Raw genomic sequence first — 20,155 nt, forward strand, 5'->3', positions numbered from 1 at the left:
GCCCCGCCCGGCGCCGTCCCGCTAGCGCTGCACCGAGATGTGGATGTGGTCGTAGTGGTTCTGGGTGATGCTGCCCCGGTCGCCCATGGGCCGCCAGCCGGGCCGCTCGATGTTCCAGATGTGCTGCTTCCAGATCACATAGTGGATGCGGAGGCGGCGCGCGTTGCTGATGGCGAACTGGGCGACCTGGTCGCCGTGGCGCCGGGCCGCCTCCGACGGCATGCGGCCCGTCGTGGTCTCCATGAAGTCGCAGGCGCGGCCCTCGCCGTGGTCCTGGGGGTCGCCGGTGGACCGGAAGCAGCCGATGACCGGGAACGGCCCGAACATCGAGTCGATCTCCATGACGACGTTGCGCATGGTCGGGGTGACGGTGTTGCCGGTGATGAGCGACCGCAGCCCGCGCAGGCCGTCGGGACGGGTGGTGACCTGCGGCTGGTCGCGCGGGGCCTGCCGGGCGGGCGCGTCCTCTCCGGTCAGCACCGCGATTCTCGTGCCCTTGGGAAGGACCTTCTTCAGCTGCTGGGAGAGCTTGCGGGCGCTGGTCCTGCGGGCGCTGACGACCAGTCCGTTCCCGGCGGGCATGCCGAGGGCGCGGGCCTGGTCGCGGGAGACCACCGCGTCGATGTCGGCGATGCCCATCGAGGCGTAGGCGCCGACGCGGACCTGGCCGGGGTTGCTGGTGCGGCCCGCCTGCACGATGCCGCCCAGCGGCAGCGACCCGTCCCGGCTCAGCTCGAACGACACCGCCAGCCCGCCGGTCGCGACCGTCTGCCACAGCTGGTCGGACTCGGCGGTCTGCCGGGGCGCGAACGCCCGGAACGACGAGGGGTCCACCCCCAGCAGCCCGACGCGGCGCCCGGCGACCTGCGCCTGGGCGGCGTCCACGACCGACAGCCCGGCCACGCCCTTGACCTTGCGGGCGCGCTCGACCGCCGCGGGCGGTAGCGACTGGGGCCCGGCGATCAGCAGGTGCGGGGTGAGCCGCCTGCCGAGCGGCCGGACCACGGAGCCGGGCGGCGGGCCGTCCTGCGACACCGACACCAGATGGCCGGGATCGGCCTTGGCGGGGCCGCGCTCGCCGTCGGCGCCCCACGTCGTCAGGACGGCGACGTTCCCGGCGAGGGTGAGCACGACGGCCCCGGCGATGGCCGCCGGAACCGTCCGGCCATTGCGCAGGACACCCCCGCCCTGGTCCCCGGACACCTCCGGAATGGCACCCGCTGCGGCACCCCCGCGCCTGCGCACCCGACCCCCTCCGTCTCGGCCCTGGCCGATCATCGCTTCGGAAACCCGAATCCTAGACAGCCCGGAGCGTACTGGCCAGAGCCGAACAGGGCGCGACCGAACGCCCGTTGATCTCGCCGGATCCGGGTGCCGCGTTCCGGGAGGCCGGCCCGGGGACCGGTTTCGCGCCGAAGGGGGAACCGGAATTCCGGGAACCTGAATCGCGGACCGGAAATTGTCAACGAGTGATAATTCGCGGAATTCAGGGCGCGGGGTCCGTCCGGGGAACGAGCGCGCCGCCCAGATGGTCGGCGGCCACGTGCGCGTGCAGGCGGACGCCGGTGACCAGGGCCGAGTCGTCGGCGTAGAAGGCGGGATCGTGGTTGACCACCAGGCCGCGCCCGCCCTCCACCGGCCGGGGAACGCCGTCGACCATCTCGATGTCCTGGACGCCGAGCATCACGTACAGGCCGCCGTACCTGTTGACGAACACCGAGACGTCGTCGTAGCCGAGGGTCGGCTGGGACCGCACCGTCCGGTCCTCCCCGGCGACCCGCCGCAGCGTGGGCAGGGCCGCCTCCACCCAGGCGGGCGCGTTGCGGACGGGCGGGACCGGCTGGAGGAACTCGACCCGCGCGGCGCACCCGTAGGCGCGGGCGATGTGGTCGGCGGTACGGGTGACGAGCCGCTGGACCGCCGCCATGCCGGACTCGTCCGCGCAGCGGGCGGTGCCCCACAGGGTGACCCGCTCGCCGATGATGTTGAAGCGGCCCACGTCCTCGACGTGCCCGATGGACACGGTGACCGCCTGGTGGGCGTCGATCTGCCGGTAGAGCTGGCCCGTCGCCGCGATGATGTCGGCGGCGGGCGGCAGCGGGTCCCGGCCCTCCCACGGGGTGGAGCCGTGGACCTGGTGCCCGGTCACCACGATCTTGATCATGCGGGAGGCGGCGTACTGGGGGCCCTCCCGGTAGCCGACCCAGCCCGCCGGCAGCGGGACGACGTGGTGGCCGTACACCATCGTGGGCCGGGGGTCGGCCAGGGCGTCCTCGGCCTCCATCCGCGCGGCCCCGCCCGGCTCGTCCACCGGCGGGCCCTCCTCGGCGGGCTGGAAGACGAACAGCACGGTGCCCGGCAGCCGCTCGCGCGCCCCGGCCAGCACCGTGGCGGCGCCCATCAGCATCGCGGTGTGGCAGTCGTGCCCGCAGGCGTGCGCGACGGGGAACGGCCCGCCGGGGTAGTCGTCGTCGACGACGGTGGAGGCGAAGTCCACCCCGGAGGTCTCCCGGACCGGGAGGGCGTCCATGTCGGCCCGCAGCGCGATCACCCGTTCGCCCGGCAGGCCGCCCCGGAGCACCCCGACCACGCCGTACCCGGCGACGCCGGTGCGGACCTCGTCCAGGCCCAGGGACTCCAGATGGTCGATGACGAGCTGCGCGGTGTGCTTCTCCCGGTTGGGCAGCTCCGGGTACCGGTGCAGGTGGTGCCGCCAGCCGATGACCCGCCGCTCGACCTCCCCGGCCCGCCGGTCCAGCTCCGCGTGCAGGTCGCCGGCCTTGCCGGCCGGTGCGTCCGCCATGGTCCCCCCTGTCGATCACCCTGTGATCACTCACGGTAATCAACCGGATGCGGGCGGCGGCGGCCGGGGTGGTGGATCGCCCGGGTCAGGGGACGGGGAGCGCGTCGTACCCGTGGGCGATGATCCGCGCGGCGGCCTGCTCGTACATGGCCGGATCCTCCGGGGTGAGCGTGGCCAGGCCGTCGACGTAGCGGTTGTACATGCAGAACGCGGCGGCGATCAGGACGGTGTCGTGGATCTCGGTGTCGGTCGCCCCCGCCGCGCGGGCCGCCGCGACGTGGTCCGGGGTGACGGCCCGGCCGCCGTCCCGCACGGCCGCGGCGACGGCGAGCAGCGCCCTCAGCCGGTCCGGCACGGGCGCCGACGCCGGGTCGGCGCGGACCCGTTCCACCACGGCCGCGCCGCCGTCGAGCTGGGCCGCCGCGCACGCGCCGTGCGCCCCGGCGCAGAACGCGCAGTCGTTGAGGTGCGAGACGTAGGCGGCGATCAGCTCGCGTTCGCCGCGTTCCAGCGGGCCGGGACCGCGCAGCAGCACCTCGGCGAGCCGACTGAGCGGCCCGGCGGTCTCGGGGCGGTAGGCCAGCAGCGAGAGCAGGCCGGGCAGGCCTTCGGGCAGGTCGATGTGGGGCATGGGGCCTCCGTGCTCGGGGATGCCGGAAGTGTTCCACGCCCGGGGCGCTCGCGGAACGCGAGGATCCCCGCGCGCCGTGCGGCGCGCGGGGACCTGCGGCCGGGGGTCAGCTGTAGAAGTAGAAGGAGCCGCGGTTCACCCAGGTGCCCCGCTCGGCCCAGTAGGTCCGGACGTCGGCGCGGTAGCGGGTGTCCTCGTAGGCGGTGGCCAGGCTCCGGCACGTGGCGCCAGGGTGGCCGTAGGAGCTGTTCCTGTCCTGCCAGGTGGGGCTCGGGCCGGACTGGCCGACCGGGACCAGCTTGACCTCCACGATGCGCTGGCCCTCGGTGTTGTAGGCCTGGGCGCAGAACGAGTCGGCGGAGTCGTCGTACCTGATGGTGCCGTCGCCGACGTTCACCGAGAGGTCGGCGGCCAGCGCGGGGGAGGCGAGACCGAAGGTCGCGGCCGCGATGCCGGCGCCGACCAGGCCGGTCCTGAGGCCGGTCTTGAGAAGGTTCCGCATGATGCTGCCCCTTTCAGGTGGAGCGGTCCAACGACCGCCGGTCCTGATCATGATTCGGAAGATCGTTCCGGCGGAAGGCCCGGCGCGCACTGTTCGCCGGGCCGTCATGCCGGTGTCACCGTCGTTCCGGTCCCGGCCATGTCGGGACGAAGGTCCCTGGCGCGGCGGGCCTTCCGCCGGAACCCTGGACGCCCGGACCGCGGCCGAGGGCGGGGGAGCGCATGAGGATCCTGATGACCGAGGAGAAGGAGGGGGACGCCTACACCGTGGGCGCCCTCCTCGCGGTCGAGGGGCATGCGGTGGCGTTCTGCCATCCGCACGGCGGCGCGCACCACCCCTGCGTGGGCCTGTCCGCGGTGGGCCGCTGCCCCCTGCTGACGGAGCCGGTCGACGTCGTGGTCGACGTGCGGATCGACGGCGGCCCGCCGACCGCGCGCGAGATGGGGGCGACGTGCGCGCTGCGGCACACCACCCCGCTGCTGATCGCCGGTTCGGCGCCGGACGCGTCCACGCTGGCCGAGGGGGCGCTGTTCGCCTGCCCGCCCGACGCCGTCACCGCCGCCTGCGCGGGCCTGGACCACGGCCGCCGGGCCTGAGCCGGGACGGGGTGCGCGCCGGGGCCGCCGCGTGCTCGACGGCGACCGCGCCGCCGGGACCCTGGCGACGTGCCAGTTCGGCGAGGAGGCGGTCGGGGTCGAAGGCGGTCTCGGGCGGGTGGACCCCGGGTCCGGCGGCGGTCCCGTCGAGGACCTGGGCCAGTCCCAGGGCCAGGGGGACGCCGGTCGCCTCGGCCATGTCCCCCGGGAACGCCGCGTCGGCCAGGTCTGCGAAACGGGCCAGGACGGTGCGCGGGCGGCCGTCGCGGACCCCCGTGGCGACCGCGAAGAACGGCGGCAGCGTCCCGGGGCCCCGGAGCACGGCCGAGCGCGGCCAGGAGCGGAGGGCGCGGGCCGCGGAGGGACGGGCGAGGTCGGCGGCGGCGGTGTGGTCGGTCAGCCGCCCGGCGTCGATGTCGCGGCGCAGCACGTCCAGGTAGGCGAGGGTGCCGGGGGTGACGACCATCAGGCAGGCGGCGTCGCCGGTGGGCCGGAACGCGCGGTGCAGGGTGACCGGCTCGGGGTGGCCCACGGTGTAGGCGGTGCCGGTCCGGCCGCCGGGCAGGGCGAGGGTGACCGGCCGCAGCGGCGGCCGCCGCACCGGGGACCCGTTCTCGATCACCGCGACCGTGCCGCTGATCTGCTCCATCCAGTGCACGGCGGCGGCGCTGGGGCGGCCGTCGGGGGCCAGCAGCAGTGCCTCGTCCTCGGGCCCGGCGTGCGGGACGTCGACGGGCCAGGCGGTGTGGAGGTCGTGGACGGCGTCCAGGTCGCGGGCGGCGCGGGCGGCCAGCAGGTTGCTGACGCCGGGGCTGGCGCCCATGCCGACCACGGCGCACACCCCGGCCGCGCGGGCGGCGCCGTCGGCCTCCAGCATCCGCAGGGTCGGTTCCCAGTCGTCGCAGACGTCCAGGTAGTGGGTGCCGGTCTCGATCGCCGCCGTCAGCACCCGCGCGCCGAACCGGTGGTAGGGCCCGACGGTGTTGAGCACCACGTCGGCGTCGGCCAGCGCCGCGCGCAGGGCGTCCGCGTCGGTCACGTCCACCCGCAGCGGCCGCAGCGGCACGCGGCCTCCGGCCCACCGGCGCGCCACCGCCTCGGCGGCGGCCGGATCGCGGTCGGCGACCACGACGTGCGAGACCCGCGGCAGCCGGACCGCCTCGCGCACCGCGACCGCGCCCGTCGCGCCCGCTCCGCCCAACGCCAGCACCCGCATCTGCTACCTCCAACGAACAGGTCTCGCTCACGTGAAATGCGATCAGATCGGTCCCGACCGCCCGGCATGGCCGGGCGGTTCCCCGCCGAGGGGGCCGTCAGCGGATCGCGCCCAGGTAGCGGCGCTGGTCGTCCAGGTAGCCCGGGACCATCAGGGACCGTGGCGCGGCGACGGCGACGACGGTCAGCTTGAACTCCGACTCCTCCAGGTCCTTGCGCACCATGCTGTGGGTGGCCTCGGGATAGCGGTGGACCTGGAGTTGGCCGGGTGCGCGCAGCGCCCTGCGGTACCCGGCCTCGGTGTCGGCGACGTCGACGTTGCGGTCGTGTCCTCCCAGCAGGAGCAGCACCGGGGCGCGCATGGCGGCCAGGTCCCGTGAGGCGTCGGCGGTGTAGTTCCTGGTGACGAACCGCCACCGGTCGGCGGTCATGCCGCCGGGGCCGCCGACGGCGGCCCTGTACTCCCGGTAGGAGGCTCCCGAGCGCAGCAGCCGCAGGGTGGTGTCGCTGCGTTCGGTCTCGGCGCGGACCCTGGCGGGTGGGGCCCCGGCGTCCTTCAGCTCGGCCAGCAGGTTGTAGCGGCCCTGGCGCAGCCAGTTGATCGCGGGGGAGACGGCGATGACGAACCGTAGCCCCGGCAGGCGCGCCGCCACCTTGGGCATGACCCAGCCCGCCTGGCTGGCGCCCCACAGCCCGATCCGGCGCGGATCGACCTCCGGGCGCCGCTCGGCCCACCGGATCGCCGCGACGGTCTCGGCTGCGCGGTCGTCCATGCTCTGGTCCAGCCAGTCGCCGGGGGCGCCGCCCACACCGGGCTTGTTCCACGACAGCGAGGCGTACCCGGCCCGGGCGAACGCCTCCCACGTCGGCCGGTAGAACGTCTCGTGCGTGGCGTCGACGGGCCCGTCCCCGTGCACGAACACCACCAGCCCGAAGGGGCCCCCGCCCCGCTTGGGCAGGGCCAGCACGCCCTTGAGCGGCTGGGCGCCGCCGGTGATGGTCACGCGCTCCTCGCGCAGCTCGTAGGTGTTCTGGTGGATCACCCATCCGGCCGCCGCCACGACCAGCACCACCGCCGCCGCCAGGACGCTCACCGCCCAGCGGACCCGACGCCGCCGCAACCACCGCCGGCGCGCGCGGCGCGCGTCGTGCTCGGGCCCGGCGGACGTGATGGGGGTGCCAGTACGCATCCCGACTCCGTTTCGTTCATTACTCATACGATCGTTTTCAATTTGACCGTACTACACTCGTACGCATGAACGCGAAGGGGATGGCGCGGGAACCGGCCGAGGGCGTGGAGATCTCCACGCGCGTGCTGGTGGAGAGCCTGGTCCGCGAGGACGGGACCGTGGACGCCGGTGAGCTGTACACCGTCGCCGGGACGTTGGGCATGAGCGACCAGCAGGTGCGGCTGTGCGTGCGGCGGCTGGTCGCCGACGGCCGGTTCGTCCAGCAGGGGCGGGGGCGGCGGGCGGTGCTGCGCGCCACCGGCGACACCCGCCACGCGCTGGAGCCCGAGGCGGACTTCCTGCGGCTGATGTACGCCCAGGACCGGGGCGAGGCCCCCTGGGACGGGGTCTGGCACCTGGTCGCGTTCGCCGTTCCCGAGACCGAGCGCGCCGCCCGCGACGCCCTGCGCGAGACGATCGTCCACCTCGGCGGCGCGCCCCTGCAGGGCGGCCTGTACGTGGCGGCCAACGCGTGGGAGGACCTGGTCGGCGCCGCGGCCGGCCGGCTCGGCGTGGACGCGCACGTCACCTATCTGACCAGCACCGATCTGCGCGTCGGCGGTGTCTCCGACCCGGTGGGGCTGGCGGCCCGGCTGTGGCCGCTGGACGACCTGGCCGAGGGCCACCGGCGGCTGGCCGCGACCGCCCGGGCCCACCTGGACCGGCTGCGCGGGGACGCCACCCCGTCCGAACCGGAGACGGTGGCCATCGCCCTGGAGCTGGCGGCCGCGTTCACGGCCGCCACCGAACCCGACCCGCTGCTGCCCCCGGAGCTGCTGCCGTCCCCCTGGCCGGGCACGCGGGCCCGCGAGCTGGTCGCCCGGTGCTGGGCCGAGCTGCTGCGCCGCCCGCCGCGCGCCCCGGCGCCCCGCCTGTTCCGGTGGTACGCCGACGTCGTCGAGGAGATCACCGGTGGCGCGCCGACCGGCCCGCGGCCGGGCCGCTGACCCCGCGCCCACCGGCCGCGACGGCCGCGACGGGCGCGTACTGTACGGCTATGCCTTCGCTGGACCGCATCCCCAACATCACCCCCGAACGCCTGGTCACCGGCTGGGCCGCCGCCCGCGGAAGCCGCGTCCGGGGCATGGCCGAGGGGGAGGGCGAGCAGGTCCGGAGGCTCTGGGAACCGCTCGGGCTCGACCCCGAGGCGCTCGCCGCGCTCGACGACCCCGACACGGGGCGGCTCCTGCCGGTCGGGCTGCGCCACGGGCAGGAGGCGCTGCTCGCCGAGCTCGGTGCGCGCGCCGCCGACGGGGACACCCTGCGCACCCTGGCCGGGCTGTCGGCGGTGCTCGTCGCGCAGGACCGGACCGGCCGGATCGTCGGCGCCCTCCAGGCCGCCCCGCCCGGCGGCCTGCTGGCCCGGGCCGTCGACCGGGGGGTCCCGCCCGCGCAGGCGCTCACCGCCGTGCTGGCCGTCGTGCGGATCCGCGCCGTGGCCGTCGCCGAGCACGCCCGCGGCCAGGGCATCGGCGCGGCCCTGCTGCACCGATGCCTCCAGCTGTACTTCCGTCTCGGCTACCACCTGGCCTACGGGGGCTTCCCCGAGGGCTCGGGCCTGGAGCGGTACTACGCCCGGCTCGGCTTCGAGGTCGCCGCGCCGGGCGAGGGCATCCCCCTGAGCCTGCCGTTCGGCATCTCCCCCGAGCCCGGCGAGCGCCTGTTCCACCGCTGGCGCTGAGCCCGGGGGCCGGTCAGGCGGAGGGCTGCCCCTGGCCCGCCTCCGCGCGGCGCTCGTAGCGCGAGCGCGCGAGCCGGTAGGCCGTCCGCAGCAGCTCGCGGACCGTCTCCCCGGTGCGCGGGCCCGGGTTCACCACCGCGAGCCAGCCCAGGCCGCCGTAGACGGGGTGGGCGATCACGGTGTCGGCGGCGCCGGGGTCGGCCGCGGCGGCGGCCGGGTCGCGCGGCTCGTGCCCGGTCCACCGGACGAACTCCTCCCTCCCGGCGGCGATGTTCACGCGGAAGGCGCCCGGCCGGTCCAGGCGGGACGCCGTGTCGTCGGGGTAGTCCTTGGTCACGATCGTCGCGAAGGGCTGGGTCGTCGTCGGGACGACGCCGTCCGGCGAGTAGTAGAAGAACGCGTCGCCCCAGGCGAGCTCCGGCGAGCCGTCGCCCGGCCCCGGCCGCAGGGTGAGCACGCCGTCGAGGTCCGCCACGAAACCAATGATCTCGTCCATGGTCATGTGTTCCAGCGTCACATTAAAGTGGTTGTGGAGGGTTGGGGGCGGGAACTGAGGGGTTTCGGGGTGGCAGGTCTCAACTCGCGGGGGATGCGCACCGTCGATGTCGCGCGGCGTTGCGGGTACTCCGTCCAGCAGGTGCGCAACCTCGAACGCGACGGCGTGCTGCCGCCGGCGGCGCGCACGGCCGCGGGCCACCGGGTCTACGGGGAGGTCCACGTGCGGTCCGCGCTGGCCTACCGGGCCCTCGCGGCGGGCGTGGGGCCGGTCGAGGCCAAGGAGATCGTCCGGATCGCCCACCGGGGCCCCGCCGCCCGGGTGCTCGTCCTGCTCGACGAGGCGCACGCCCGGCTCCACACCGAACGCACCGAGCTGGCGCAGGCCCGGGAGGCCGTGCGGGCGATCTCCGGCGAGCCGATCGGGGACGTGCGCGCCTCGGACGCGATGAGCGTCTCCCAGCTCGCCGCCGCCCTCGGCGTGCGCCCCTCGACGCTGCGGCACTGGGACGCGGAGGGCCTCGTCGTCCCCGACCGCGACCCCGTCCGGGGGACCCGGCGGTACACGCCGGTCCAGGTGCGGGACGCGCGGATCGTCCACCAGCTGCGCAGGGCCGGTTACCGCATCGCCCCGCTCCAGGCCCTCATGCCGGAGCTGCGGCGCGCCCGGCGGCTGGCGGACGTCGCCTCCGCGCTGGACGCCAGGGACGCCGGCATCACGGCCCGGTCCCGGGCCCTGCTCGACGGAGCCGCCGCGCTCAGCGCCGTGCTCGCCCCGGCCGCGCCGGACCGGTGACCGGCCGCGACCCGGCCGGGGTGGGGACAACCCGAAGATCGATCCGGTGGCTGGCCTCGCTGTGCCGCAGGGCCGGGCCCGGTGGGATGACGGTATGACGTTTCCGAGTGCCCAGACGGGCGCGCCCCCCGCCGTCGCGCCGCCCGCCGTCGAGTTGCAGTCCGTCGCGAAGCGGTACGGGTCGGGCGAGACGGCCGTGCGGGCGCTGGACGGGGTGAGCATCGCGTTCCCGCCCGGCACCTGGACGGCCGTGATGGGGCCGTCGGGGTCGGGCAAGTCCACGCTGCTGCACTGCGCCGCCGGGCTCGACCGCGTCACCGAGGGACGCGTCGTGCTGGCGGGCCGGGACATCACGCACGCGTCCGAGCGCGTGCTGACCGACCTGCGCCGCCGCGCGCTCGGATTCGTGTTCCAGAACTTCAACCTGGTCGGCGCGCTGACCGCCGAGCAGAACGTCGCGCTGCCGCCGCGCCTGGCCGGGGTGAGGGTGGGCAGGCAGCAGATCAGGGCGGCGCTCGAGGACGTCGGGCTCGGCGACCGGGGACGGCACCGGCCCCGCGAGCTGTCGGGCGGGCAGCAGCAGCGGGTCGCGATCGCGCGCGCGATGGTCACCCGCCCGGCGGTGCTGTTCGCGGACGAGCCGACCGGCGCGCTCGACTCCCGCTCGGCCCGCACGGTGCTCGGCCTGATGCGCCGCATGGTGGACGGCGCGGGCCAGTGCGTCGTCATGGTCACCCACGACCCCGTCGCCGCCGCGGCCGCCGACGCCGTGGTGTTCCTGCGCGACGGGCGCCTGGTGGACCGGCTCGCCGGCGCGTCGGCCCGCGAGGTCGCCGACCGTCTCGCGACCCTGGAGGGCTGAGCGGTGTGGCGGATGTCGTGGAGCACCTTCCGCGAGCGCTGGACGCTGTTCGCCGGGGCGCTGCTGACCGTCGCGTTCGGGGTCGCGCTCGTCCAGGCGTCGGTGATGGTCACGCTCGGCACGGGCCGGCCACGGATCCCCGCCGGGACACCGGCCGCCGAGGCCGCCCGGATCCGCGACGCCTACGAGGGCGTGGCCTCGCTGCTGGGCATGACGGTCATGCTGTCGTGCTTCCTGGCGGTGTTCATCGTGGGCTCGACGTTCGCGTTCACCGTCGCGCAGCGCCGCGCCGACCTGGCGCTGCTGCGCACGCTCGGCGGCAGCCGCCGCCAGGTGATGACGCTGCTGCTCGCCGAGGCGGTGATCCTCGGGCTGCTGGGCTCGCTGGGCGGGATCGCGCTCGGCGTCCCGTTCATGTGGATCCAGACCTGGCTGCTCACCGGGACGGGGTTCGTGCCCGACGCGTTCGCGCCGGTCTGGGACAACGGGGTGCTGATCGCCTCGGTGAGCGTCGGGATCGGGATGGCGCTGTCCGGCTCGCTGGCGGCGGCGCTGCGGGCCGCGCGGGTCCGCCCGCTGGAGGCGCTGCGCGACATCGGCGGGGCCGCGCGGGTCATGACGTTCGGGCGCTGGCTGTGGGGCGGCACGATGCTCCTCGCCACCGGCGCGATGGTCTCGGCGCAGGGCTCGGTGGACTTCCTCGGCGCGCTGATGATCGCGCTGGGCGTGTCGCTGTGCGGCTCGGTCGGGCTGAGCGCGCTCAGCCCGCTGGTCGTCCCGCTCGCCGGGCACCTGCTGCGGCCGCTGGCCCGGTTCGGCCCGCTGGCCGAGCTGGCGCAGGCCAACCTGCGCGACGGCAGGCGCCGCGCCGCCGCGACCGCCGCGCCGATGATCGCGCTGGTCGCGCTGCTGGTCGGGCTGACCGCGATGCTCGGCACCCAGGCGAACGCGGCGGGCGCGGACGTCCGGCGCGACATCCTCGGGCAGCTCGTCGTGACGTCCACCGGCGCGGACGCCGAGCGGATCGCGTCGGTGCCGGGCGTGGAGGCGGCGTCCACCGCCCTCACCGCCGACATCGCGCTGACGGTCACCCACCGGGAGGCGCCCGACGAGCGCTACCGCATGACCTACCAGTCCGGCATCGTCGCGATCGACCCCGACGCCTACCAGCGCACGCACCGGCGGCGGCCGGTCTCCGGGTCGCTGGACGCGCTGCGCGGACGCGCGGTCGTGGCGGGGCCGGGGGTGGCCGAGACGGGCGTGCGGCGCGGCAGCAGCGCCGTCGCCCGCATCGGGGACCGGACGACGACGCTCAAGGTCGTCGCGCGGATGCCCGCCACGATGGAGAACAACTCCGACGCCTTCCTCGTCCCGCGCGACCTGCTGCCCCCCGCGGCGGTGGCGTCCGCGCGGGCCGAGACGGTCGTGAAGGTCGCCCCGGGCACGCCGGTGGCGGCGGTCGCCGACCGGCTGCGGGCCGCGCGCGTCGGGAAGGTCGAGACGGTCGACCGGTGGGTGGCCGCGCGGGTCGCCGAGCAGCAGGAGCAGAACGACGGCGTGATGATCGTCCTGATGGGGCTGGCGGCGGTCTACGCCGTGGTCGCCGTGATCAACGCCATGGTCATCGCGGGCACCGAGCGCCGCCGCGAGTTCGCCGTCGCGCGGCTGACCGGGCTGTCGCGCCGCCAGGTCGTCCGGTCGGCGCTGCTGGAGTCGTGCGGCGTCACGCTGATCGGGATCTCGCTCGGGCTGCTGGTCGCGACGGCCGCGCTCGGCGGGTTCCTGTTCGGGCCGTCCGGGACCGAGATCCTCGCCGTCCCGTGGCGGCTGATCGCCGCGCTGGTGGCCGGGGCGTTCGCGATCTCCGCGCTGACCAGCGTGCTCACCACCCGGGCGGCGACGCGCGTCCCGCCGGTCGCGCTGGCCGCCGCCCGCGAGTAGGCGGCGGGCCCCGCGGTCAGGCCGGCCCGAGCACCTCCGGGGTGACCAGGGCGCGGGCGGTCTCGGCGAAGTACCGTTCGGACGCCTGCTCGGCCAGGCCGAGGACGACGCCCTGGCCGAGGCCGGCCAGGAGCGCCCGGAGCGCGGTGGCCAGCCGCCGGGCCTGCCGGGGCGTCACCGCGGCCCCGAGGTACGGGCGGCCGGCGAACAGCGAGGCCAGGCGCTGCTCGTGCGCCCGGACGGACGCGACGATCCGGGCCCGCAGGTCGGGGTCGCGCAGGGCCATGTCCTGGAGGCCGACCTCCAGCGACAGGTGCCGCAGCGCCTCGGGGTCGTCGCAGACGCGCCGGTAGTGGCGGGCGAAGGCGTCGACGGCCGCCGGCAGGTCCAGGCCGGCGGGGACGGCCCGCTCGACCTCCTCGTAGTGCGGGCCGAGACGGTCGGTGACCAGCGCGACCAGCAGGCCGTTCTTGCTGCCGAACAGGGAGTAGACCGCGCCGGTGGTCAGCCCGGCCCGCTCGGCGATGTCCTCCAGCCGGGCGCGGTGGCCGTCCCGGGTGACGACCTGGCGCGCCGCCTCCAGCAGGGCGCGGCGGTTGCGCTCCCTGCTCTCCGCCCTTGTCATTCTCATAATCCGATTATTACAGTAACGGGATTATGAAAGTGGCGGAGTACATGAGCCGGGTTCCCGACCGGGCGGCCTTCCCGTCGGTGGACGCCCTGAACGCCGAGCTCGACGCGGTGGCCGCCGCCCATCCCGGCCTGGTCCGGACACGGCGGATCGGGACCTCGCGGCTGGGCGAGCCACTGCGCGTGGCGACCGTCGGGGACGGCCCGGCGGACGCGGTCGTCATCGGCGGACCGCACCCCAACGAGCCGGTCGGGTTCCTCACCGTCACCGCGCTGCTCGACCTGCTGTGCCGGGACGCCGCGCTGCGCGCGAGGCTGGGACACCGCTGGCACCTGGTCGCGTGCGCCGACCCGGACGGCGCGCGGCTCAACGAGGGCTGGTACGGCAGGCCCGGCGACCGCCGCGCCTACGCCGAGCACTTCTTCCGCCCGGACCTGGCCGACCAGGTCGAGTGGACCTTCCCGCTGTCGGACGGCGACTACCGTTTCGACCGCACGCTGCCGGAGACCGCGGCGCTCATGCGGCTGATGGACGAGGTGGAGCCGTCCCTGGTCTGCTCCCTGCACAACGGCGAGTACCAGGGGGCGTTCTTCTACCTCAACCGCGACGACCCGGCCCTCGCCCGCCGCCTGGCCGAACTGCCCGGCCTGGAGGGACTGCCGCTGCACCACGGCGAACCGGAACTGCCCGGCTCCCGGACGATCGTCCCGGGCGTCCACACCACCCCCGACGGGAGGCGGGTCGGCGCGGCGTTCGGGGCGGGCGCCAGCAGCGCCGACCACGCCGCCCGCTTCGGCGCGCTGCACCTGGTGACCGAGGTGCCCATGTGGGCCGACGCACGGGTGGCCGACCGGACCCCGACCGGCACCGGCCACCGGGAGATCGCCGCCGCCGGGGCCGCGGCCCGGCGGGAGCTGGCCGACCTGCTGGAGACCGCGCTGAAGGCCGTCGCGGACGAGCTGACCGTGCGGTCGCCGTTCCGCCGCTCCACCGAGGCCACGCTGCGGACGTTGCGCACGCTCACCGAGCACGCCGGGGAGCACGCCGGGGAGCACGCCGGGGAGCACGCCGGGGAGCCCGCCGGTCCCGACCGGCCCGCCACGGTCGCCGAGGCGTTCGACCAGCGCCAGGCGGTGCACCTGTTCCGGCTCCGCCTGACCGGGACCTTCCTGCGCATGCTCGACGCCGAGCTCGCCGCGGGCGGCGCGGCGCCGGCCGTCCGGGTCCAGCGCCGCCTGCTCGCCGAGCGCTTCGACCGCTGGCTGGCCGAGGCCGAGGCCGACTCCCCGGGCCCGGCGATCGAGATCCGCCGGCTGGTCGCGGTGCAACTGGGCGCCATCCTGCTCGCCGCCGGGATCTGACGGCGGGCCTCTTCCAGACCGGGCGTACGGGAGGCGCCCCCCCGGCGCGCGTGTGGACGCCTCGGTCGTCGTCGGCCTTCCCCGGGGCTCCGGGAGCGAGGATCAGCCGGGCGGGGTCCGGCGGATCGTCGCCTTCCCGTTCGGCGCGTGGTGGCGGAAGCGCTGCCGGTACGTGGAGGCGGGCAGCCCGTAGTGGGCCTTGAACCGGCGGGCGAAGTGGTTCTGGTCCGCCCAGCCGACCGACCGGCCGATCTGCGTGATCGACCGGTCGGTGTGCAGCAGCAGCGCCGCCGCCCTCTCCACCCGGTGCTGGGCCAGGTAGGCCATCGGGGGCAGCCCGGTCGCCGACTTGAACAGCCGCACCAGGTAGCGGGGCGCCAGGTGGAGCCGGTCGGCCAGCTCGGTGAGGGTCCAGCGGTGCGCGGGGCGGGCCTCCAGCAGCCGTATCGCCTCGACCACCGCCGGGTGGGCGGGGCCGGGCCCGGGGTCGCGCTCCCCGGCGACCGCCCGGGCGAGATGGCCGAGGAACAGCGTGAGTCGGCCGATGATGTCGCCGCGGTGCCGGTCGACGGGTTCCCGGCCGAGGCGGTCGAGCGCGTCCAGGTGAACGACGGCCTCCTTGAGCGTTCGTGCGTCCAGCCGGGTCGTCAGCATCCCCCGGCGCCGCATCGAGTTGGGGCCGGTCCACAGCAGGTAGCCCAGGAACGGGTCCTCCCGCGTCCAGGCCAGCTCCCGCTGGAGCAGCTCGGTGCTGAAGCAGCAGTTGTACAGGTCCAGCCCCCGGCAGCCCTCGTAGCCGTGCCAGACGCCCGGGCGCAGCAGGATCACCTCGCCGACCTGGAGCTCCCTGCGCCCGTCCAGGGACCGGTGCACGCCCCGGCCGCCGGTGACCACGGCGATCTCCACGAAGCTGTGGGTGTGCACCGGATGGTCACCCTCGTGCAGGTAGTGGCCGGCGTGGGCGAGGGATCCGTCGGTGAAGTACAGCAGGCCCTTGGCGGTTCCGACCGGGGGTTCGTCCATGCCCGGACACCCTAACCGGCCGGGCCGAGGTGAATTCCGTGCTACCGCGGGTCCCTTTCGGGCTATCGGGCGCCGGCGGCGCGAACGCACGATCCTCACTGACCGATCTCGCCGGAGGAGTCAAGGGATGACCAGCACCCCCACCACGCCCCCCGCGCCCGCCACCGGCGCGGCGCTGACCCCCTACGGGCTCACCTGCGAGCAGCTGGAGACGCTGCTCGGCCTGGACGAGCGCGAGCCCCGGCTGTCGTGGAGGCTGCGTTCGGACCTGCGCGGCGACGCGCAGAGCGCCTACCGGATCACCGTGGCGCTCGGCGAGGCCGACCTGCGCGGCGGCGACCGCCTGGTCTGGGACAGCGGCCGCCGCCCGTCCACCGACACGCTGCTGGTGCCCTACGACGGGCCGCCGCTCCAGTCCGCGACCCGCTACCACTGGCGCGTCACCGTCTGGGACGCCCGGGGCGAACGCGCCGGGCACGCCGACTCCTGGTTCGAGACCGGGCTGCTGCACGACGAGGACTGGCGCGCGGCCTGGATCGCCCGCGACCCGGGGGCCGCGCCCGTCCAGGACCCGCCGCGCGACGAGGACCGCTCCGAGCGGACCCGGCACCTGCTGCCCTGCTCGCACCTGCGCCGCCCCTTCACCCTGGACGGCGTCCCGCCCGCGCGGGCCCGCGCCTACGTCAGCGCGCGCGGCCTGTACGAGCTGCGGATCAACGGCCACCGCGTCGGCGACGCCGAGCTGGCCCCCGGCTGGACCGAGTACCACCGGCGCGTGCCGTACCAGACCCACGACGTGACGGACCTGCTGCGCGAGGGCGACAACGTCGTGGCGGCGGTCCTGGCCGACGGCTGGTGGTGCGGGTACGTCGGGTTCGACTCCCGGCGGCAGGCCCTGCACTACGGCGAGGCCCCCGAGCTGATCGTCCAGCTCCTGCTGGACCACCCCGACGGGTCGCGCCGCTGGGTGCCGTCGGACGGCTCCTGGCGCGAGCGCCCCGGCCCGATCCGCTACGCCGACCTGCTGATGGGCGAGTACGTCGACGCCCGCGAGGAACTGCCCGGCTGGGACGCGCCCGGCTACGACGACTCCTCCTGGGCGCCCGTCCTCGTGACCGGCACCGACACCGGCGTACTGGAGGCCGCCGCCGACCGGCCCGTCCGGGTGCTGGCGGAGCTGCCCGCGACGTCGGTGGAGCGCCGCGGGGAGGACCGCTTCGTCGTCGACCTCGGCCAGAACATGGTCGGCCGCGTCCGCCTGACCGTCCGGGGCGCGCGGCGCGGCCAGCGGATCCGCCTGCGGCACGCCGAGATGCTGGAGGACGGCGAGCTGTACGTGGCCAACCTGCGCACCGCCGAGGCCACCGACACCTACGTCGCCGCCGGGCGGCCGGTGGAGGTGTTCGAGCCGCGTTTCACCTTCCACGGCTTCCGGTACGTCGAGGTCACCGGCTACCCCGGCGACCTGGACCCCGCCGACGTCACCGGGCGCGTACTGCACAACGACACCCCGTGGACCGGTGAGTTCGCCTGCTCCGACGCCACCGTCAACCGCCTGCACGCCAACATCCGCTGGGGCCAGCGCGGCAACCTCGTGGCCGTCCCCACCGACTGCCCCCAGCGCGACGAGCGGCTCGGCTGGCTCGCCGACGCGCAGGTGTTCCTGCCCACCGCCTGCCGCAACGCCGACGTCGCCGCGTTCTTCGCCCGCTGGATGCGCGACGTGGTCGACGCCCAGCATCCGGACGGGGCGTTCGGCGACGTCGTGCCCGAGGTGTGCCTGACCCGCGAGGGCGCGCCCGCCTGGGGCGACGGCGGAGTGATCATTCCGTGGCACCTGTACCGGGAGTACGGGGACCGGCGGGTGCTGGAACGTTCCTTCCCCGCCATGAAGCGGTGGGTGGACCACGTCCACCGCCACAATCCCGGCCTGGTCTGGCGCGCCCATGTCGGCAACCACTACGGGGACTGGCTCCAGGTCGGTGCCGAGACCCCGCGCGACCTGCTGGCCACCGCCTACTTCGCCCGCAGCGCCGAACTGGTGGCCGCGGCCGCCCGCGTGCTGGGCGCCGACCGGGACGCCGAACGCTACGGGGCGCTGCACGCGGCGGTCCGCGAGGCGTTCGTCGAGGCGTTCGTGGACGTCGGGAAGGGCCGCGTCGCGGGCGACACCCAGACCGGCTACCTGCTCGCGCTGGCGTTCGGGCTGCTGCCGCCGGAGGCGGTGCCCGCCGCCGTCGGCCGCCTGGCCGCCGACATCGAGGCCCGCGGCCACCACCTGACCACGGGGTTCGTCGGCGTGTCCCTGCTGTGCCCGGTCCTGGCCGACCACGGCCGCGCGGACCTCGCCTACGCGCTGCTGCACCAGGACACCTATCCGTCCTGGGGCTACTCGATCCGGCACGGCGCCACCACGATCTGGGAGCGCTGGGACGGCTGGACCGAGGAGCACGGCTTCCAGTCGCCCGCCATGAACTCCTTCAACCACTACAGCCTCGGCTCGGTCGGCGAATGGCTGTACGGCGGCGTCGCGGGCATCGGCCAGCGGCCCGGCTCGACCGCCTACGGCGACCTGCTGCTGCGCCCCGCCGTCGGCGGCCTGCTGACCTGGGCGAGGGCCACCCAGCGGACGCCGCGCGGCGAGGTCGCCTGCGGCTGGTCGCTGGAGGACGGCGAGCTCGCCGTGGAGGCGGCGGTCCCGCCCGGCGTCCGCGCCACCCTCGTCGTCCCGACCGCCGAACCCGGCGCCGTCCGCGCGGACGGCGTCCCGGTCGCCGACCGCGACGGCGTCGAGGTCGTCGGCCGCACCGACCGCTCCCTGACCGTCCGGCTCGTGTCCGGACGCCACCGCCTCACCGCCGCCCCTCCCGGCGACGCGACCCCGCCGGGGCTCCGCCCAGTGCCCGGCCGAGCGCGAGACCGGTGAGACGGAGGGGCGGTGGAGGGCCAGGCCGTGCCGTCGGGGACCACCAGGCCCAGGGCGGCGACCACCCGGCCGCCCTGGCACCACGATGCCCGTCGCGTCGGGAGTGGACGGCGTCGAAGCCGTCCATTGAACGGAAGCCGATGCGTTCCCCCGGTGCGGATCCGCGCGTCGGCCGGCCTCAGATCTTCCTCAGGCACAGGACCGCGTGTGAGGCGCCGTCGGCGACGTCCGGGGACGACCAGCCCTCGATCCACTGACGGCACCCGGCGGAGGGGCCGCTGACCACCCGGTAGTAGCCGCTGTATCCGCTCCCGGAACCGAGGGCCGCGCGTACCTCCATGAGCGCGCACGGCATCTTGAGCCATCGCGCGTCGGCCACGTCGCCGTTCACGAGGTACTCGCGGGCGACGCAGTCACCGGGGCGGGCGCCGCGCGCGTCCTCGGCGAACAGCGAGGTCCCGGTCGCCGCCGTCAGGGCGACGATCGCGAAGAGGAGGGCCACGACGGACACCCCGCTGATCCGCTCCAGCGGGGAGGGCCGTCGTGGAACGGTCCCCGGCGCGCCGACCAGCGCGATCACATGACCGGTGCGCACGGATTCGCCCGCGCGGGAGCGGACGAGGGACAGGGTGCCGCCGACCGGCGAGGTGATCACGACGTCGTCCCGGCCGGTGGAGACCTCCAGCAGCGGATCGCCCGCGGCGACGGTGTCGCCCACCCGCCCGCGCCAGCGGGTGACGGTCACCTTCCGCGCGCCGGACGCCTCACCTGAAAGCCACGGCAGGACCACCTGAGCCTGTCCCGCGACGCGGCCTCCCATGTGCGCCCGGACGTGCCGCGGCCGCCCGGCGACGTCGGGCGCCGACAGGACGGACCGCCGTCCGGCCCCGGCGCGGACGGCGAACCGGCCGAGCAGGCGGGAGGGGACCGGCCGGTCGGCGGGCTCCTTGGCCAGGCAGTCGGCGAGCGGTTCGGCGAGGTGGGCGGGCAGGCCGGTCAGGTCCGGGTCGCCGTGGACGACGCGGCCGAGGACCTCGCGGTCCGGGCCGGTACCGAACGGGGCGCGGCCGGTGGCCGCGAACACCAGCACCGAGGCCAGGGAGAACACGTCGCCGGGCGGACCGGCCGGTCCACCGCCGGCTTGCTCGGGGGACAGGAACGGCGGGCTCCCCACCGCGTCCCGCGCGCGGGGCGCGCCGAAGCCCACGATCAGGGGACCGTCCTCGGCCAGGATCACGTCGTCGGGGGTGAGGCCGCCGTGCGCGATCCCCGCGCCGTGGATCGCGGCCAGCCCCTCGGCCAGGCCCGCGCCCAGAACGGCGACCTCGGCGGGCGGCAGCGGGCCGCGCTCCCGCACGGCGTCGCGCAGCGAGGGGCCGGGAACGTAGGCGGTGGCCAGCCACGGCGGGTCGGCGGCCGGATCGGCGTCCAGGACCCGCGCGGTGCGGGGCCCGCCGACCCGG

At 75.8% G+C, this 20,155-nt stretch carries 18 protein-coding genes; 8 read left to right on the plus strand and 10 right to left on the minus strand.

All coding sequences use genetic code 11. From position 1 onward, the window contains the following. Positions 1-21: 21 nt before the first annotated feature. The 4 genes from AKI01S_RS23485 to AKI01S_RS23500 form a co-directional block, all read right to left on the minus strand. Positions 22-1,203 (minus strand): VldE C-terminal domain-containing protein, encoded by a 1,182-nt coding sequence (locus tag AKI01S_RS23485; protein ID WP_067821910.1) that lies wholly within the window; start codon positions 1,201-1,203, stop codon positions 22-24. 283 nt (positions 1,204-1,486) lie between these two features. Further along, a complete protein-coding gene (locus AKI01S_RS23490) occupies positions 1,487-2,803 on the minus strand; it encodes an amidohydrolase (RefSeq protein ID WP_067821922.1) in 1,317 nt (438 codons plus the stop codon). Between the two features lie 85 nt (positions 2,804-2,888). Next, on the minus strand, positions 2,889-3,434 hold the full coding sequence (locus AKI01S_RS23495; protein WP_067821926.1) for a peroxidase-related enzyme: 546 nt from the start codon (positions 3,432-3,434) through the stop codon (positions 2,889-2,891). Positions 3,435-3,540: 106 nt separating this feature from the next. Next, a complete protein-coding gene (locus tag AKI01S_RS23500; protein ID WP_067821929.1) occupies positions 3,541-3,936 on the minus strand; it encodes a hypothetical protein in 396 nt (131 codons plus the stop codon). Between the two features lie 233 nt (positions 3,937-4,169). Between AKI01S_RS23500 and AKI01S_RS23505 the strand changes: the two genes are divergently transcribed. Continuing rightward, positions 4,170-4,532, plus strand: a complete 363-nt coding sequence (locus AKI01S_RS23505; RefSeq protein WP_218009784.1) for a hypothetical protein — start codon at positions 4,170-4,172, stop codon at positions 4,530-4,532. Here AKI01S_RS23505 and AKI01S_RS23510 read toward each other — a convergent pair. Both AKI01S_RS23510 and AKI01S_RS23515 read right to left on the minus strand, forming a co-directional pair. Beyond that, entirely contained in the window at positions 4,489-5,748 is a 1,260-nt protein-coding gene (locus AKI01S_RS23510) for a saccharopine dehydrogenase family protein (RefSeq protein ID WP_067821937.1), read from the minus strand. The genes AKI01S_RS23505 and AKI01S_RS23510 overlap by 44 nt on opposite strands. Before the next feature lie 97 nt (positions 5,749-5,845). Next, positions 5,846-6,937, minus strand: coding sequence for an alpha/beta hydrolase family protein (locus tag AKI01S_RS23515; RefSeq protein WP_084000132.1), 1,092 nt, complete (start codon positions 6,935-6,937; stop codon positions 5,846-5,848). A 65-nt stretch (positions 6,938-7,002) separates the two neighbouring features. Here AKI01S_RS23515 and AKI01S_RS23520 point away from each other — a divergent pair, with 65 nt between their 5' ends. Together AKI01S_RS23520 and AKI01S_RS23525 are read left to right on the plus strand one after the other, a co-directional pair. Then, the gene (locus AKI01S_RS23520; RefSeq protein ID WP_218009785.1) at positions 7,003-7,923 is read left to right on the plus strand and encodes a PaaX family transcriptional regulator C-terminal domain-containing protein; all 921 of its coding nucleotides are present in this window, start codon (positions 7,003-7,005) and stop codon (positions 7,921-7,923) included. A 50-nt stretch (positions 7,924-7,973) separates the two neighbouring features. Next, positions 7,974-8,657 carry a GNAT family N-acetyltransferase gene (locus tag AKI01S_RS23525; RefSeq protein ID WP_067821940.1) on the plus strand — a complete coding sequence of 228 codons (684 nt, stop codon included), beginning with the start codon at positions 7,974-7,976 and terminating at the stop codon, positions 8,655-8,657. A 13-nt stretch (positions 8,658-8,670) separates the two neighbouring features. Here the strand turns inward: AKI01S_RS23525 and AKI01S_RS23530 are convergent, their stop codons facing one another. Beyond that, positions 8,671-9,159, minus strand: coding sequence for a DUF6194 family protein (locus AKI01S_RS23530; RefSeq protein ID WP_067821943.1), 489 nt, complete (start codon positions 9,157-9,159; stop codon positions 8,671-8,673). 87 nt (positions 9,160-9,246) lie between these two features. Here AKI01S_RS23530 and AKI01S_RS23535 point away from each other — a divergent pair, with 87 nt between their 5' ends. The 3 genes from AKI01S_RS23535 to AKI01S_RS23545 all read left to right on the plus strand — a co-directional run bounded on the left by AKI01S_RS23535 (position 9,247) and on the right by AKI01S_RS23545 (position 12,751). Continuing rightward, complete coding sequence (locus tag AKI01S_RS23535) at positions 9,247-9,948, plus strand: MerR family transcriptional regulator (protein WP_067821945.1); 702 nt, start codon at positions 9,247-9,249, stop codon at positions 9,946-9,948. A 94-nt stretch (positions 9,949-10,042) separates the two neighbouring features. Then, complete coding sequence (locus AKI01S_RS23540) at positions 10,043-10,810, plus strand: ABC transporter ATP-binding protein (protein ID WP_067821947.1); 768 nt, start codon at positions 10,043-10,045, stop codon at positions 10,808-10,810. 12 nt (positions 10,811-10,822) lie between these two features. Next, complete coding sequence (locus tag AKI01S_RS23545; protein ID WP_218009786.1) at positions 10,823-12,751, plus strand: FtsX-like permease family protein; 1,929 nt, start codon at positions 10,823-10,825, stop codon at positions 12,749-12,751. A 16-nt stretch (positions 12,752-12,767) separates the two neighbouring features. Here the strand turns inward: AKI01S_RS23545 and AKI01S_RS23550 are convergent, their stop codons facing one another. Then, a complete protein-coding gene (locus AKI01S_RS23550; RefSeq protein WP_084000134.1) occupies positions 12,768-13,382 on the minus strand; it encodes a TetR/AcrR family transcriptional regulator in 615 nt (204 codons plus the stop codon). 44 nt (positions 13,383-13,426) lie between these two features. Here AKI01S_RS23550 and AKI01S_RS23555 point away from each other — a divergent pair, with 44 nt between their 5' ends. Continuing rightward, a complete protein-coding gene (locus tag AKI01S_RS23555; protein WP_084000136.1) occupies positions 13,427-14,743 on the plus strand; it encodes a M14 family zinc carboxypeptidase in 1,317 nt (438 codons plus the stop codon). 102 nt (positions 14,744-14,845) lie between these two features. On the opposite strand, the gene AKI01S_RS23560 is transcribed toward AKI01S_RS23555, so the two are convergent. Beyond that, entirely contained in the window at positions 14,846-15,766 is a 921-nt protein-coding gene (locus AKI01S_RS23560; RefSeq protein WP_067821963.1) for an AraC family transcriptional regulator, read from the minus strand. Positions 15,767-15,893: 127 nt separating this feature from the next. Between AKI01S_RS23560 and AKI01S_RS23565 the strand changes: the two genes are divergently transcribed. Then, positions 15,894-18,692 (plus strand): alpha-L-rhamnosidase, encoded by a 2,799-nt coding sequence (locus AKI01S_RS23565; RefSeq protein WP_067821965.1) that lies wholly within the window; start codon positions 15,894-15,896, stop codon positions 18,690-18,692. Positions 18,693-18,870: 178 nt separating this feature from the next. Here AKI01S_RS23565 and AKI01S_RS23570 read toward each other — a convergent pair. Beyond that, the coding region (locus AKI01S_RS23570) for a serine/threonine-protein kinase (protein WP_305790806.1) at positions 18,871-20,155 on the minus strand (1,285 nt) is incomplete at its 5' end.

Origin of the sequence: Actinomadura kijaniata NBRC 14229, from assembly GCF_001552175.1 — a bacterium.
GTDB classification, from domain to species: Bacteria; Actinomycetota; Actinomycetes; order Streptosporangiales; family Streptosporangiaceae; genus Spirillospora; species Spirillospora kijaniata.

Excerpts from the sequence above, each read along its gene's own strand:
- AKI01S_RS23490 (WP_067821922.1), bottom strand. The coding sequence starts at position 2,803 with ATGGCGGACGCACCGGCCGGCAAGGCCGGCGACCTGCACGCGGAGCTG.
- AKI01S_RS23495 (WP_067821926.1), bottom strand. The coding sequence starts at position 3,434 with ATGCCCCACATCGACCTGCCCGAAGGCCTGCCCGGCCTGCTCTCGCTG.
- AKI01S_RS23500 (WP_067821929.1), bottom strand. The coding sequence starts at position 3,936 with ATGCGGAACCTTCTCAAGACCGGCCTCAGGACCGGCCTGGTCGGCGCC.
- AKI01S_RS23505 (WP_218009784.1), top strand. The coding sequence starts at position 4,170 with ATGACCGAGGAGAAGGAGGGGGACGCCTACACCGTGGGCGCCCTCCTC.
- AKI01S_RS23510 (WP_067821937.1), bottom strand. The coding sequence starts at position 5,748 with ATGCGGGTGCTGGCGTTGGGCGGAGCGGGCGCGACGGGCGCGGTCGCG.
- AKI01S_RS23515 (WP_084000132.1), bottom strand. The coding sequence starts at position 6,937 with ATGCGTACTGGCACCCCCATCACGTCCGCCGGGCCCGAGCACGACGCG.
- AKI01S_RS23520 (WP_218009785.1), top strand. The coding sequence starts at position 7,003 with ATGAACGCGAAGGGGATGGCGCGGGAACCGGCCGAGGGCGTGGAGATC.
- AKI01S_RS23525 (WP_067821940.1), top strand. The coding sequence starts at position 7,974 with ATGCCTTCGCTGGACCGCATCCCCAACATCACCCCCGAACGCCTGGTC.
- AKI01S_RS23530 (WP_067821943.1), bottom strand. The coding sequence starts at position 9,159 with ATGACCATGGACGAGATCATTGGTTTCGTGGCGGACCTCGACGGCGTG.
- AKI01S_RS23535 (WP_067821945.1), top strand. The coding sequence starts at position 9,247 with ATGCGCACCGTCGATGTCGCGCGGCGTTGCGGGTACTCCGTCCAGCAG.
- AKI01S_RS23540 (WP_067821947.1), top strand. The coding sequence starts at position 10,043 with ATGACGTTTCCGAGTGCCCAGACGGGCGCGCCCCCCGCCGTCGCGCCG.
- AKI01S_RS23545 (WP_218009786.1), top strand. The coding sequence starts at position 10,823 with ATGTCGTGGAGCACCTTCCGCGAGCGCTGGACGCTGTTCGCCGGGGCG.
- AKI01S_RS23550 (WP_084000134.1), bottom strand. The coding sequence starts at position 13,382 with ATGAGAATGACAAGGGCGGAGAGCAGGGAGCGCAACCGCCGCGCCCTG.
- AKI01S_RS23555 (WP_084000136.1), top strand. The coding sequence starts at position 13,427 with ATGAGCCGGGTTCCCGACCGGGCGGCCTTCCCGTCGGTGGACGCCCTG.
- AKI01S_RS23560 (WP_067821963.1), bottom strand. The coding sequence starts at position 15,766 with ATGGACGAACCCCCGGTCGGAACCGCCAAGGGCCTGCTGTACTTCACC.
- AKI01S_RS23565 (WP_067821965.1), top strand. The coding sequence starts at position 15,894 with ATGACCAGCACCCCCACCACGCCCCCCGCGCCCGCCACCGGCGCGGCG.